The organism is Xylanibacter ruminicola Ga6B6, assembly GCF_000687715.1.
Lineage (GTDB): Bacteria > Bacteroidota > Bacteroidia > Bacteroidales > Bacteroidaceae > Prevotella > Prevotella ruminicola_B.
Window position 1 is genome coordinate 63,415 of the sequence record NZ_JHXD01000009.1, and the last position, 15,542, is coordinate 78,956.

Here is a 15,542-nt window from a genome sequence, read left to right on the forward strand (position 1 = left end):
TAGTAATTTTGCAGCCGATTTCTTAAAAAGTAGTTAATGAAGAATGACAAATTGAAGAATCAGTACCGTATCAACGAACAGATCCGAGTACGTGAAGTCCGCATCGTAGGCGACGAGGGATCGTCGGTTATGTCTACGCGTGATGCACTCAACCAGGCCCGTGACATGGGAGTAGACCTCGTGGAGATTTCTCCTAATGCCAACCCGCCAGTATGTCGTCTCATCGACTACTCTAAGTTCCTCTACCAGCAGAAGAAGCGCCAGAAGGAAATGAAGGCCAAGCAGGTAAAGGTGGAGGTGAAGGAAATCCGATTCGGACCTCAGACTGATGAGCACGACTATCAGTTTAAACTGAAGCATGCTCGTGAGTTCCTCGAAGAGGGCAACAAGGTACGTGCATACGTATTCTTCCGTGGCCGCTCTATCCTGTTCAAAGAGCAGGGCGAGGTATTGTTGCTCCGTTTTGCTAACGACCTTGAAGAGGTTGGAAAGGTTGAGGGCATGCCATCACTCGAAGGCAAGAAGATGTTCCTCTACCTGGCTCCTAAGAAGGCTGGATCAGCCAAGAAGAGTCAGCAGGCTCGCGACCGTGAGGCCGCTCAGCTCGAAGCTAAGGAGGCTGCAAAACAGCAGAAAGAGGCTCAGGCTGAAGAAACAGCAGAGATTCCAGCAAATGGTGGACTCTTAGGTAATGCTAAGATTAGTGCCGATGCGCTGAAGAAGCTGACTGAGAGTGAGGATTAATTTGAGAAAAAAGAAGGTGGCGCGCCCGGTATATGCGTGGCCGCTGGATATTAATAACAATTTAAATTTTTAAAACAATGCCAAAAGTAAAGACAAACTCTGGTGCAAAGAAGAGATTCTCTTTCACTGGAACAGGTAAGGTAAAGAGACGTCATGCCTTCCACAGTCACATTCTGACAAAGAAGACCAAGAAGCAGAAGCGCAACTTGGTAGGTACAACTATCGTTGATCCTAGCAACATGAAGCAGGTTCGTGATCTGTTGTGTCTCCGTTAAACCTATTGTCTAACATTTAAAAGAAGTAAGAATTATGCCAAGATCAGTAAATCACGTTGCATCAAGAGCAAAGCGTAAGAGAATTTTGAAGCTTACCCGCGGTTACTTCGGTGCCCGCAAGAATGTTTGGACAGTAGCAAAGAACACATGGGAGAAGGGTTTGACCTACGCCTATCGTGATCGTCGCAACAAGAAGCGCAACTTCCGCAGCCTGTGGATTCAGCGTATCAACGCTGCCGCTCGCCAGGAGGGTATGAGCTACTCAGTTCTGATGGGTAACCTCGCTAAGGCAGGTATCGAGATTAACCGTAAGGTTCTCGCTGACCTCGCTATGAACAATCCCGAGGCTTTCAAGGCCATCGTAGAGAAGGTAAAGTAAATTAAACGACTTACCAAGTCTTAAAATAAAACCCCTGCCAATCGGCGGGGGTTTTACTTTGTTAATCCTTAAACTTAAACAGGTGTACAAAGCCGGTGGTTTTGAACACGTCGTACACATTAGGCTGCAGGCCTTGGATGTAGATTTCGCAGTGGTTGATCCAGCCCTGCTGGGCGATGTGCATCAGTATACGCAGACCGCTCGACGAAATGTATTCGAGCTGGGTGCAGTCAATTACAATTTCTTGCTCAAAGTAATCGTACAGCGGTCTAACTTCTCTTTCGGCGGCTGTTGATACCGATGTGTCCAAGCGTCCTATCAGTATCAGTGTTACCTGGCGCTCGCCTGTTTTCTCGATTTTAATTTCCATCTCTATCTCTTCTCTTTATTTTATTTCTCAATTATTTTCTGCATGGTGAGTATATTCTCATCATTCTTTCGCTCGTAGCTGATGTGATCCATATAATGGCGCATCAGATGTATGCCCAAGCCGCCCTCAATGCGTTGCTCGGCCTGATGCTCAACATCCACTTCTGCTGCCTTGGTAGCATCAAAGGGCATACCTTTGTCGTGGAGTATAAATGTAAGCATCAAGTCGTTAGCCTCGGCCTCCAGAATAATATGACTTGGTTCACGGTCGGGGTAGGCGTATTTCATCACGTTCACCACTGCCTCTTCAACAGCCAGGGTTGTGTAGGTTGTTGCCGTCTCGTTCATCTGGAGGTCTTGGCAGATGCTATTCACGAATGCTGTCAGCTCAACTACCTCTTCTACATCGTTGCCTAATGTGAGACAGCGGTGATAGAGACTGCCGTAGGTAGGTTGGGGGAGATATCTGATAGCCATCAGCGAGATGTCGTCGTTTTGTGGGGTGTCGCCCACAAAGCTCTGAGCTGTTTCAAAGTGCTGATGTGCGTATTGACGTGCGTCCAAATGCAGATCGGCCAGTCGGTTGGCTCTGTTGCTGATACGGTCGCGACCAAACTGCTCGTGGTTGGCTGTCTCGGCCTCGGTATAACCGTCGGTATACAGGAACAGTATCTCGTTGCGATCCATAAGTATGGTCTGATTGGTGTACTCCCATTCGGGTCGCAAACCCAATGGGATGTTATTATCTACATAAATAAAGCGTGCCAGCGTGCCTACCAGCATAGGGGGCTCATGACCTGCATTGCTGTAGTTCAGTTGGCCTGTCTTTAAGTCGAGTACACCTAAGAAGAGGGTTACGAACATGTATGAGTCGTTGGTGTCGCATAAAGTCTTGTTCATGCGACTGATAATGTTACTGGGATCTGTATCCAGCATGGCCTCGCAACGGAACAGCGATATGGTCTCGGCCATCATCAATGCTGCTGGCACGCCCTTACCGCTTACGTCGCCAATGCAGAAGAACAGCTTGTCGTCGTGCATCAGGTAGTCGTATAGGTCGCCGCCCACCTCCTTGGCCGTTACTATCTCGCCGTAGATGTCAACATCGGGACGTTCGGGGTAGGGAGGATATTTTTTGGGTAGCATCGACTGCTGAATGTGGCTGGCAATCTTCAGTTCCTGCTCTATACCTGCTTTCTGAGCAGTGGTTTTTCTTAGTTGGTCGATATTGCGTATCAGAGCGCGACTCAGGAAGAAGATAACTATCAGACCAAAGAGCATAACAGCCAGAATGATGGCACCAAGCACGTTGCCCTGATGGTTAATGATGGCCTCGGGCACTACAATCACTACTGTCCACTCAGCGTATTTTACAAACGAGTAGAATAATACTGAGCTCACCCCATCTTTGGTAATCTTGCAACTACCGCTCTCATGGTTTCTCATGTGGTTGGCCACTTCGTCATCTGCAGTGTCGGCTGTCTGGGATGCAACCTCCTGGAAAGTGGTTTTTAGAATAAGATCCTCGTTGGGATGAATGAGATAGGTACCATCGTTATCGAGTACAAAACTATACGACTTTTCCTTAAATCCCTTTTCAAAACGTTCGTGATTTTGGGCATCTATGCGTTTGTGGCGCAGTCGGAGCCACTCCAGCGATACATCGGCACCCAGCATGGCTACCTTATTACCATTCTTATCGCGAATGTGCGTCATATAAGTGGTGGTAAGCTGTTGAGATGCAGCCTGATCGAAGTAAGGCGGTGTCCAATCGCCTTCATCGCGTTTATAAGCCGTTTGGTACCAGGGGTGCGTCAGGAAATCGGGATGGTCCTCGTTCATCTGCTTACCCTTGATAACGCCATCTGAATCGCGCCAGGCGTATATCTCGAAGTAGTGTCCACGTTGTGGATAAAAGTCGGGCTCGAATATCAGACGGCAACTCGACATGTAGTTGTTTAGCTTTACCATTTGTTCCAAATGTGCCTGCAACTTGTCGGGGTTGTCGAGATTGTTCTCAATTACACTGGTGTTGTTGATGGCTGCCACATACACGTCGGACAGCACACCACGAATTTTCTCGTTGGCGTGCAGCATAATACCCTCGTAACGCGATTCAACCTCGCGTGCGGTAGAGTTGCGTGTAATGACAAACACAAAGCTCATAATGGTGGCCCACATGATCAAAAGAACCGCCATAATGATTAAGCTTAGTTTGTATGCTGATGCTTTATTCATTATTGTTACTCTTCCCCTTTTAGTTCAAATTTTGTTTTAGGATCAATGTTGGCAACAAAGGTACGGTTTTTCGGTAAAATAACCAAACTTTTTTGTTTATTTCTTGATTATGTTACCGAAAAACTTGTATATTTGCTGATCAAAGATTCTTCATTGATAGCGAGATTCGCTGACGGCGATGGTCAACCTCGGTTACACGTACTTGTACGTGCTGGTGAAGTTTGACTACGTCGAGTGGGTGAGCAATACGGCGGTTGGCCATTTGTGAGATGTGTACCAAACCGTCGTGATGCACACCAATATCCACAAATGCTCCAAAGTTGGTGATGTTGGTAACGATGCCGGGTAGCACCATGCCCTCAACCAAATCGTCGATGGTACTTACGTTCTTATCAAATTCGAAGGCTTCAAGCTGTTGACGTGGGTCGCGGCCGGGCTTTTCTAGTTCGGCCATAATATCAGTAAGGGTAGGCATACCCACATCGGCTGTTACATAGCGGGGCAGCTCCAGAGCTTCACGTTTTTCTTTGTTTTGAATAAGGTCGGCTACGGTGCAGCCCTGGTCTTTGGCCATCTGCTGTACGATAGGATAACTCTCAGGGTGTACAGCAGTGCCATCAAGTGGGTTCTTAGCATTGTGAATGCGCAGGAATCCGGCACACTGCTGATATGCCGATGGGCCCAATCTAGGAACCTTAAGAAGCTGGGCACGTGAGGTAAAGGCGCCATGTTCGCGACGATAGTCTATAATATTTTTGGCCAGCGTAGCACCCAGTCCACTCACGTACATCAGCAGGTGTTGCGAAGCGGTGTTCAAATCTACACCTACCAGGTTTACGCAACTTTCTACGGTTTGGTCGAGTGAATGCTTCAGTTTGGTCTGGTCTACATCGTGCTGGTACTGGCCCACACCAATGCTTTTAGGGTCGATTTTTACCAGTTCGGCCAAAGGGTCCATCAGGCGGCGACCAATTGAAACAGCACCACGTACGGTTACATCCTCATCGGGGAATTCGTCACGTGCCACTTTCGAAGCAGAATAAACTGAGGCACCAGCTTCGGAAACAACAAAGACCTGTGGGGTGAAAGTCTTTTTGTCATCAGATTTCGCCTTGGAAGATTTTGAATCTGCTACAACGTTGTATTTGCCAGCGAGTACATCTTTTACAAAACTATCAGTTTCGCGACTGGCGGTACCATTACCGATAGAGATGGCCTCTATTTGAAATTTCTGTATAAGGCGCTGCAGGGTGATGGCGGCCTCAGTTCGCTTGTTTACAGGTGGGTGGGGCATAATTACATCGTGGTGTACCAGGTTGCCTTGGGCATCTAGGCATACCACCTTGCAACCTGTACGAAAACCTGGGTCGATACCAAGCACGCGTTTCTGACCTAATGGGGCACCCAATAGTAGTTGACGTAGGTTTTCGGCAAATACGCGGATAGCTTCTTCGTCAGCCTTATTCTTGCTTTGTGCGGCAAATTCAGTCTCGATGGCGGGTTTGAGCAGTCGCTTGTAACCATCATCGATGGCCTCGGCTACCAAGCGGCCACATGGGGTGTTGCCATATACGTAATGGTGCTTCAGTCGCTCAAGGGCTTCATCATCGTTGGGTGAAATGCTGATGCGTAAGATACCTTCTGATTCGCCTCGGCGCATGGCCAGCAGACGGTGGGATGAACAACGTTTTAGTGGCTCGCTCCAGTCAAAATAGTCACTATATTTGGCTGCTTCGTCAGTATCGGCCTTGACTTTTATCACTTTTGAGGTGATAACAGCCTGACGGGTAAAGGCGTTACGCAGCTGTTGGCGTGATTTCTCGTTTTCACTAACAACTTCGGCAATGATGTCCTGAGCCCCTTTGATAGCACTTTCTACACTATCCACATCGCCTTTTGCATACTTAGCTGCAGCTGCTTCTGGATCGCGCTCGCGTTGTTTCATCAGCAGCAGAGCCAGTGGCTCCAGTCCTTGTTCACGGGCCACTTGTGCGCGGGTGCGCCGTTTAGGTTTGTAAGGTAAGTATATGTCCTCGAGTTCGGTAGCATCCCAGCATTGGTTTATGCGCTCTTGGAGTTCGGGTGTCATCTTATCAAGGTCGGTGATGGTTTTGATAACCGTTTCCTTGCGTTTCTGTATATCGAGCAGTTTATCGTAGCGGTCGCTAATAGCTGCTATCTGTACCTCGTCCAGTCCGCCTGTACGCTCCTTGCGGTATCGGGCAATAAAGGGTATGGTGCAGCCCTCGTCGAGCAAAGCTAACGTGGCTTCAACGAACTTCTGACTGATGCCTAATTGTGTAGCAATTTGACAGGAAAAAACGTTCTTTTGCATAAATATAAGTAGTAATTACGTTAATTTGTGTGCAAATATAGTGATAAATCGTGAGAAATGTGTATTTTTGCAGTTCGAAAATGAAAAGATTAATGAGAAAAGGGATAATTTTAGCGGTAATCATGCTGATTGGTACCGTTTGCAGTGTGCAAGCACAAGATAACGCCAACAGCCGACAGGCACGCCGCATTTTTAACAATGCCTACCAGCAGGTATTTGGCGAACAGGGTGCTACGTTGCACTACGACGTGAATATTACTGGCATATATAAGACTCGAGGCACCATTTGGTACAAAGGCAAGAAGAGTAAGTTCGATGAAGCGAGGATGACCTCGTGGAATGATGGCAAATACGTGTACACCTTTAAGAAAAAAAAACGCGAGGTGGAGCTGCACACAGCCAAGAACAATAAGAGTGATAAGTACTCGCAGAAGTTTAAGTTTGAGCCCGAAAACTATAACTACAGTATAGCTGAGGCCGACGATGGACTGCTGGTTACACTAAAGCTTATAAAGGGACGCAAAGGTATGAAGGAGATACACGCCTTGCTAGAGCGTAAAACCTATCACCCGATAAGCGTACGCATTAAAATCGCTTTCATATGGACTACCATTAAGATTAGCGACTTTCAGAGTGGAGGCATTACCGACGAGATGCTGCGTTTCCCCAAAGAGCAGTTTAAGGATTATAAAATTGTAGACAAGCGATGATATCAGTAGAAGGACTGAAAGTTGAATTTGGCATAAAACCCTTGTTTGATGGTGCTAGTTTCGTCATTAACGACAAGGACCGCATAGCCCTTGTGGGTAAAAATGGAGCTGGTAAATCTACCATGCTCAAGATATTGTGTGGACAGCAGAAACCTACCGCAGGCACTGTTAGTGTACCTAATGATACAAAGGTGGGCTACCTGCCACAGGTAATGATTCTGCAGGATGATACCACCGTTCGCGAAGAAGCACAGAAAGCTTTTGCTGATAATACTCGCATGAAGGAGCGTCTGGATAAGATGAATCAGGAGCTTGCTGAGCGTACCGATTACGAGAGCGAGAGCTACATGCAACTGATTGAGAAATATACTACAGAGCACGAGCGCTATATGATGATGGGGGCCGAGAACTACGAAGCCGAGATTGAGCGTACGCTTACTGGTCTTGGCTTTGAGCGTAGTGATTTTGAACGCCCCACATCAGAGTTCTCTGGTGGTTGGCGTATGCGTATCGAGTTGGCTAAGATTCTCTTGCAGAAACCCGATGTGCTGCTCCTTGACGAGCCTACTAACCATCTGGATATTGAATCAATCCAGTGGCTGGAGCAGTTCTTGGCGCAGAGCCCAAGTGCTGTAGTGCTGGTAAGTCACGACCGTGCCTTTATTAATAATGTGTCGAACCGTACGCTCGAGATATCGTGTGGTAAGGTAATCGACTATAAAGTAAAGTATGACGAGTACGTGGTGTTGCGTAAGGAACGTCGCGAACAGCAGTTAAGGGCTTACGAGAATCAGCAGAAGGAAGTGGCTGAGATGAAGGCGTTTATAGAGCGTTTCCGTTATCAGGCTACTAAGGCAGTACAGGTGCAGCAAAAGGTAAAACAGCTGGAGAAGATTGTGCCCATCGAGATTGATGAGGTAGATAATTCAGCCATGCATCTGAAGTTCCCTCCTTGTTTGCGCAGTGGCGATTATCCTGTGATTTGCGACGAGGTTCGCAAGGATTACGGTGCTCATACAGTGTTCGATCATGTGTCGCTTACTATCAAACGCGGCGAGAAAGTGGCTTTTGTAGGTAAGAACGGTGAGGGTAAATCAACACTTGTGAAATGTATTATGGGCGAAATTCCCTTTGCAGGTAACCTGAAGGTTGGTCATAATATCCAGATAGGCTATTTTGCTCAGAATCAGGCGCAATTGCTTGATGAGAACTTGACTGTATTCCAGACCATCGACTATGTGGCCAAGGGCGAGGTACGTTTGAAGATTAACGATATCTTAGGGGCCTTTATGTTTGGCGGCGAGGAGAGTGATAAGAAAGTGAAGGTGCTGAGTGGTGGTGAGCGTAGCCGATTGGCGATGATCCGCTTGCTGCTGGAGCCTGTAAACCTGTTGATTCTCGACGAGCCAACCAACCACTTGGATATGCCTTCGAAGGATGTACTGAAAGAGGCCATCAAAGCTTTCGACGGTACTGCGATCATTGTGAGTCACGACCGTGAGTTCCTGGATGGACTGGTAACCAAGGTATATGAGTTTGGAGGCGGAAAGGTACGCGAACATTTGGGTGGTATCTATGACTTCCTCAGAACCAAAAAAATTAACGACCTGAATCAGTTGGGTTCGCAGTCGTCGATGATGGATGCTCCTAAAACTGCTGCTAAAGTCGCTGTTACAACTACAACATCGAGTGCATCACCATCAGCCGCACCCGAGGGTGAAGCTGTACTTCAGAAAACTCTGAGCTATGCCGAGCATAAGGAGCTTCAGAAGCGTAAGAACCGTTTGGAAAAAGCCGTCAAACAGCACGAAGCCAAGATTGAACAGCTGGAACAGCGCCTGAAGGAACTGGACGAGCTGCTGATGCAGCCCGAAAACGCTTCGGATATGACGATGGTAACCGAGTACACCGACATTAAGCGTGACTTGGATGAAGAGGTGGAGCGTTGGGAGAAAGCAAGCGAAGAATTAGAATCATTAACACAATAAACTCTAAAAAACAATGAAAAGATTTTTAACAATGATGACAATGGCATCTGTCTCAATGATGATGATGGCTCAGACTGAGCTGGGATCAGGCTTGAACGAGGCCGACTTTAACAAGAATGTGCGTCCGGGTGACGACTTCTATGAGTATGCCTGTGGTGGTTGGATGAAGAACAACCCACTGCCAGCAGCTTATTCGCGCTATGGTAGTTTCGACCGTTTGCAGGAAGACAACGACAAGCGCATTAACGGTATCCTGAAGGAGCTGCAGAGCAACACTTATGCTAAGGGTACTATCGAGCAGAAGCTGAGCGATCTTTATAAGTTGGCTATGGACTCTACACGTCGTAATAAGGAAGGTGTGGCTCCTGTTATGCCACTTATTAAGAAACTTGAGGCTGCCAAAACCGTTAAGCAGTTGCTGGCTATCCAGCTTGAGCTGGCTCCTTACGGCGAGCAGGAGTTCTTCTATGCAGGCTTCGGTGCCGACGAGAAGAACGCTACACAGAACATTCTGAGCATTTATCAGAGTGGACTTACACTCGGTCAGAAGGAGTATTACCTGGATAACGATAAGGCTACAGCCGGCATTCGCGAGGCTTTCAAGAAGCACGTGGTAAAAATGTTCCAGCTGTTTGGTTTTAGCAAGAGTGCTGCTACCAAGAAGATGCAGAACGTTATGAAGGTTGAGACTGCACTTGCTAAGGTTAGTAAGAGTCGTACAGAACTGCGCGATCCTGAGGCCAACTACAACAAGATGACTCTGAAGGAGTTCGAGGCTAAGTATCCAAATCTGCCTCTGGTTAAGGTGATGAACGCCAAGGGTATCGACACTAAATACCTGCAGGAGATGGTTGTTGGTCAGCCCGACTTCCTGGAAGGTGCTAACAAGGTGGTAGGCGCCTTGAAGCCTGCTGAGTATCGCGATGTTTTGGAGTGGAGTCTTGTTGAGGGTTCGGCTAACTATCTGAACGATGCAGCCGCAGCCGAGAGCTTCGATTTTTATGGTAAGATTAAGGCTGGTCGCAAGGAGAATCACCCTTTGTGGAAGCGTAGTACTGGTCAGGTAGAGCGCGTGATGGGCGAGGCTCTTGGTAAGATTTATGCTGAGAAGTACTTCCCCGAGGCTGCTAAGCAGCGCATGCTTACCCTGATTAAGAATTTGCAGATTGCCCTTGGAGAGCGTATCGCAGCTCAGGACTGGATGGACGATAGTACTAAGGTTAACGCCCTGTTGAAGTTGAATACCTTCTATGTAAAGGTTGGATATCCTGATAAGTGGACCGACCTCTCTAAGTTGGAGATTGATCCTGCTAAATCTTTTTACGATAACATGCAGGCTTGTGCTAAGTTCTGGAACGCTCATAACATCGAGCATACAGTTGGTAAGCCCGTGGATCGCGACGATTGGCATATGACACCACAGACTGTGAATGCCTACTATAATCCAACTACCAACGAGATCTGTTTCCCTGCAGGTATCCTGCAGTATCCTTTCTTTGATATGACTGCTGATGATGCCTTTAACTATGGTGCTATCGGTGTGGTTATCGGTCATGAGATGACTCATGGATTTGATGATCAGGGTCGTCAGTTTGATAAGGATGGAAATATGCACGATTGGTGGAAAGAAGCTGACGGAAAGAACTTTACAGAGCGTACTGATAAGTATGCCGATTTCTTCAGCGCTATCAAGGTGCTGCCTGACTTGAATGGTAATGGTCGTCTGACACTTGGCGAGAACCTTGCCGATCACGGTGGTCTGCAGGTTGCATGGGCTGCCTATAAGAACGCTACCAAGCGCAATCCTCTTGGCGAGAAGAACGGACTGACAGCCGATCAGCGTTTCTTCCACGCTTATGCAGGTGTATGGGCTGGTAACATTACTGAGGCCGAAATCCGCAACCGTACTAAGAGCGATCCTCACTCACTGGGTCGTTGGCGCGTAAACGGCGCTCTGCCTCACATTGATGCTTGGTACGAGGCATTTGGCGTGAAAGAGGGCGACAAGATGTTTATTCCCAAGCAGGAACGCCTCGAATTGTGGTAAAATACATCAAAAAAATAGATTTTTGCCGTCGTAAATGTAAATTTACGGCGGTTTTTTTTGTTTGATTCATTTTTTTATTTAACTTTGCACCTAACTTAAGTTAAAATTCCAACAACGATGAACGATATTACACAAAACCCAGATCGAATAAGCCGAGGTGCCGAGCCGCTTTATCGCGAGCACTCAGCACAGCAACCTCAGTATCAGCAAGCCATGCAAGCCAATACGGCCAATGGTGTCCAATGTCCTCATTGTGGCGCATTAAACGAGCCCGAAGCACTCTTCTGTGCCTCGTGCGGCGAACCTATCGGTATGGCCACCTGTCCCTATTGCGGAGCAGCTGTCGATGCCGACGCCGATTTCTGTGAGAGTTGTCGCCATTATATCCGTAAGGACGTGTGCTCATTCTGCGGCGCCTATCTGCATGGTGCCGAGGCCTACTGCCCTGAGTGTGGTAATCCGGTGGGTGGTATCGATTGTCCTGTTTGTGGAACCCACAATGATTTTTCGTTCTGCAAGCAGTGCGGTACAGCCCTTACCGAAGAGGCCCATCTGATGAAGGAAAAGGTGATGGAAATGCCCGAGTACCAGCAGATGCAGAAACTGGCCGAAGAGCTGCAGAAGTTGGATTTGCAGATGCCTTATGTAACCGAGCAGGATAAGGAACGCGACCGTAAAAGTCAGGAGTTACGCCAGCGTGTACTCATGCTGTTGGCTCAGGATCGTGGTCTGGATCGTGTAGATGCCAACCTGACCGACCATAAGGTGATGAGTAAAGACGAATACGACAAGAAAAAGCAGGAACGTATGGATATGCTGTCGCGATTGTTAGATCAGATGGCTCAGTTACCTCAGGAAAAACCTGCTCAGGTGCGTAACTATGCTATGGCCTGCAAACCTCAGGGTGTACGTCTGGCTTGGCAGTGCAACTTTAAGCATGCCCTCCACTCAAGTCCATGCGGATGTGCCAAGCCGCAGATGGGCGGAAAATGGATTATACTTGGTAAGGGAACAAGAAAAGAAATTAAAGACGATATCTAATGAGTACGGATCGAACTCCACAAAATAAAGTTAACGGGAACGAAGAGGTGAACGTAGATAAGACCGTACGTGCAACCAACTTTGATTTCCCACGGAAAACTCCTTCAAAAGGTGAGGAGCCGGATAAGCCTCTTGATGGCACCATCCGCATTGATATGCCGAAGATGGAAGCCCCTAAACCAGCAGCTCCCAAGCCTCTTGATGGTACTGTACGTGCACCTGGTCTCAATCAGCCGATTGCCCCCCGACCTGCAGCTCCCCGTTCTGCTGCCCCTAAAGCATTGGATGGTACGGTGCGTGCACCTGGTATCAACCAGCCGATTACACCACGCTCCACAGCTCCACGTCCTGCAGCCCCTAAAGCGTTGGACGGTACCGTGCGTGCCCCTGGTGTCAACCAGCCGATTGCGCCAAAGCAAACTGCACCTAAACCAGCAGAACCGTCTATGGGAAGTACCGTACGCGGTGCCCAGCCTAAGCCTCAAGTGCAGGCTCAGGTTCGTCCCAATGTCAATATCTCAATTATCTCATCGGCCAGCAATACCGACCGAGCCAAGAAACAACGCCTGCAGCGTAGTCAGGTTGATGAGAATATCTATACGTTGAAAGGACAGGAGTATCGACGTGTATCGGTACTGAGCGAGAATACGGGCGAGGCCGAGGTGTTCCTGGTTGAGAAAGACAACAAGGAGTATGTACTGAAAGTGTATTATCCCAATTTCGACGTTAACCGTAAGATTCTGCAGACGGTACTGAACTTCGATTTTGAGATGGTAGTAAAGGTGTACGACTTTGGTAAGACTTATGTGGATGGTAAACACCGCTACTACGAGTTGATGGAGTACCTGCAGGGTGGCTCGATGGCCGAATATAATCTGGGGGGGGATATGAACAAGTTCCGTCGTATAGCTCTTCAGAGTGCCGCAGCCTTGGCTTATTGTCATCAGCTCCGAATCCTGCATAAAGATATCAAACCTGGAAACTTCTTCTTCCGTGATAAGGACCACAATGAACTGGTTCTGGGCGACTTCGGTATTTCGAGTATGCTGGAGGAAGATGGTAAGTCGCATAAAACCACACAGGCCCGCACACCAATCTATGCGGCACCCGAAATGTATGCCGACGTAATTGATGGTGTGGTAGAGATTTCGCCAAAGGCCGATTACTACTCTTTGGGTATCAGTTTGATGACGCTGTGGTTAGGCGAGAGTCCAATGAGTACCAACGAGCGTGTGATGATGCGTCAGAAGAACGAGGGCCGCATACCACGCATGAACGAGTTGCCAGAGCGAATCAAGCTGCTGGTTATGGGGCTTACGGTTGTAAACCCCATCAACCGTTGGGGCTATGAGCAGGTAGAGCAGTGGTTCTTAGGCGAGAGTCCTAAGGTCGACCTGTCGTCACCATTCCTGAAGTATCAGAGTTTCGTCGTCGATCCTGAGCGTAACCTGGTGGCCGAGAACGTGCAGGAGCTGGTGCCCATGCTGCTTGCCAACGAGCGCTTGGCTATCGGCTATCTGTATAACGGACGTATCACCCAATGGTTGGATGCTTGTGGAAACAACAAACTGAGTACCATTGTCAAAGATATCATTTCTAAGAAATATCCTATCGACCAGCGTGCCGGACTGATGGCATCGCTGTACGCTATGGACCCAGCCTATCCTTATAAGGATGTGCGTGGTACTAACTGTGAGGATATCCATGCGGTATGTATCTCGCTGCTGAGTAATCAGGACGAGTATGCCATATCGTTGGCTGCACCGAACGATAACTTCTACCTTTATGTTGAAACACACACCAGTTGTGATGTCGACCGTTTGCGTTCTTACTTTAAGGATGTAGACCATAATAATAAGGAACAGGTACGTGTAGCTATCATGAAGATAGTGCTCGAGGTGGATCCTGAGATTCCATTTATGGTAAAGCATCCATCGGCTGGCATTAATGATATTGTGACTGCTTTCGGTCATGATGATATTACCGAAGACGAGTGGCATAGTCTGACTGACGGACGACTCCTGGCTTGGATGTACAGTCATGAGGACCAGATGGCGTGCGAGAGTCTGCGTATTATGACACTGGATCAGTCATACTCGCGGAACTTAGCTTATAAGGTTCTTTATAATTTGAATCGCGATTCTGCCTATGATTTGGCCGGTGCATTTACTCCCATTCAGGTGGGTGAACTGCTTAACGAGCGTTTGCATAAGGCTCAGAACCTGCCTGAGAAGGAGTTCGAGGAGGAAATGAAGGACTTTGTAGAGCTTGACGGGCGCTTTGCTTACTATGCCCAGCTGCATGGTTGGACCGAGATGTACAACGAACATAAGCGCTGTTTTGACTTTAAGAGCGATGAGAATACCGAACGTATGGGCGCCTACGATGTGAAAACAGCTGTTTACCGCTTCTGTCGTATCTTGGGCGTTACACCTACCTATATGATGGGTGACGGTATTGAGTATGCCGACGGACGTAACCTGCAGGCAAAGAAGATGCAGGTGTTCCGCAATGAAATCCGCAATGGCTCAATGGGGCAGTGGATGTCGGTGTTCTATCACGAAGACCCCAATGCCGACTTTACGGTAGAGTACTCGTACGAGCACGCTGTAGAGGACTGGCTGATGGCGATGGGAAAAATCGATTCCTCGCAGCGTTACTACAAGCGTTTTATCGATGCCCGCGACGAAACCCAGCGCCGTGTGGCATTTGTGAAGGACAGTTGGAAGCGCGCCAAGACCAAGGAGAAAATATGGCGTACGGCCTTCTATACCCTGAGCGGTATCTGGTTGGTATTCGTACTGATATTCGGCGTTACCAATCCTGAGTATATTCTTACGCATACCTTTATCAGCATAGGTCTGCCTTTGGGCGGTATGACAGGTATGATTGTGGCCACCCGCTCGTTCTTCAAGGGCTACGACTTTATGTTCTCTTTCTTGTGGGGACTAGTGGGCGCGTTTACGTGCTTTATACCTATTATTATATTAAAGTATATAGGTGCATCGCATCCCATGCTGTTTAATATCGCCATTATTGTTATTACGCTTATCTACATGCTGGTTTGTCACCTCACAGATTTCCGTGGTAATGAGAAGGCCGACAGTCGATTGATATCCGAAGTGCTCGAAAACGATATGAAATCGAACTTGATAGAACCGTTGTACTACACCTTTAAGGCCCGTTCGTATAAGTTTAAGGGCTCTAAGTTCGGTTTGCTTAACGATGTAACCGATCAGGTTCGTTCTATCACCGGCGAGAGTGTGCTGCACTACGTGCTGTGGAGCTTGCTGATGCTGGTATTCGTGGTATCGTTTGTGGTATTCAGCCCATCGATGCTGAACATTGCCAATCCTAACAGTCACATGAAGGAGGCCCCTAAAAGTATTATTAAGAAAATAGATAGAGACGCATAA

Annotated in this window: 11 protein-coding genes; 8 read left to right on the forward strand and 3 right to left on the reverse strand. The window is 47.9% G+C overall.

The features are described from left to right. Positions 1–36 precede the first annotated feature (36 nt). The 3 genes from infC (at position 37) to rplT (ending at position 1,398) form a co-directional block, all read left to right on the forward strand. Positions 37–744, forward strand: a complete 708-nt coding sequence (infC, locus tag T500_RS0107330; protein WP_028907574.1) for a translation initiation factor IF-3 — start codon at positions 37–39, stop codon at positions 742–744. 77 nt (positions 745–821) lie between these two features. After that, on the forward strand, positions 822–1,019 hold the full coding sequence (gene rpmI / locus T500_RS0107335) for a 50S ribosomal protein L35 (protein WP_013064185.1): 198 nt from the start codon (positions 822–824) through the stop codon (positions 1,017–1,019). A 34-nt stretch (positions 1,020–1,053) separates the two neighbouring features. Continuing rightward, complete coding sequence (gene rplT / locus T500_RS0107340) at positions 1,054–1,398, forward strand: 50S ribosomal protein L20 (protein WP_013064385.1); 345 nt, start codon at positions 1,054–1,056, stop codon at positions 1,396–1,398. A gap of 61 nt (positions 1,399–1,459) precedes the next feature. Here the strand turns inward: rplT and T500_RS16375 are convergent, their stop codons facing one another. The 3 genes from T500_RS16375 to T500_RS0107355 form a co-directional block, all read right to left on the reverse strand. Continuing rightward, positions 1,460–1,768 carry an STAS domain-containing protein gene (locus T500_RS16375; RefSeq protein ID WP_051611944.1) on the reverse strand — a complete coding sequence of 103 codons (309 nt, stop codon included), beginning with the start codon at positions 1,766–1,768 and terminating at the stop codon, positions 1,460–1,462. Between the two features lie 20 nt (positions 1,769–1,788). Then, complete coding sequence (locus tag T500_RS0107350; RefSeq protein ID WP_196243483.1) at positions 1,789–3,966, reverse strand: SpoIIE family protein phosphatase; 2,178 nt, start codon at positions 3,964–3,966, stop codon at positions 1,789–1,791. A 178-nt stretch (positions 3,967–4,144) separates the two neighbouring features. Next, the gene (locus tag T500_RS0107355) at positions 4,145–6,340 is read right to left on the reverse strand and encodes a Tex family protein (protein WP_028907576.1); all 2,196 of its coding nucleotides are present in this window, start codon (positions 6,338–6,340) and stop codon (positions 4,145–4,147) included. A gap of 92 nt (positions 6,341–6,432) precedes the next feature. Between T500_RS0107355 and T500_RS0107360 the strand changes: the two genes are divergently transcribed. From T500_RS0107360 to T500_RS0107380, 5 genes are all read left to right on the forward strand, one after another. Then, complete coding sequence (locus T500_RS0107360) at positions 6,433–7,050, forward strand: LolA-like putative outer membrane lipoprotein chaperone (protein ID WP_196243484.1); 618 nt, start codon at positions 6,433–6,435, stop codon at positions 7,048–7,050. Further along, a complete protein-coding gene (gene abc-f / locus T500_RS0107365; protein WP_028907578.1) occupies positions 7,047–9,038 on the forward strand; it encodes a ribosomal protection-like ABC-F family protein in 1,992 nt (663 codons plus the stop codon). Before T500_RS0107360 ends, abc-f begins: the two co-directional genes overlap by 4 nt. A 13-nt stretch (positions 9,039–9,051) precedes the next feature. Then, a complete protein-coding gene (locus T500_RS0107370; protein WP_028907579.1) occupies positions 9,052–11,085 on the forward strand; it encodes a M13 family metallopeptidase in 2,034 nt (677 codons plus the stop codon). Between the two features lie 117 nt (positions 11,086–11,202). Further along, positions 11,203–12,126 carry a zinc ribbon domain-containing protein gene (locus T500_RS15440; protein WP_036908760.1) on the forward strand — a complete coding sequence of 308 codons (924 nt, stop codon included), beginning with the start codon at positions 11,203–11,205 and terminating at the stop codon, positions 12,124–12,126. Further along, entirely contained in the window at positions 12,126–15,542 is a 3,417-nt protein-coding gene (locus tag T500_RS0107380) for a serine/threonine protein kinase (RefSeq protein ID WP_028907580.1), read from the forward strand. The genes T500_RS15440 and T500_RS0107380 overlap by 1 nt, the downstream gene beginning before the upstream one ends.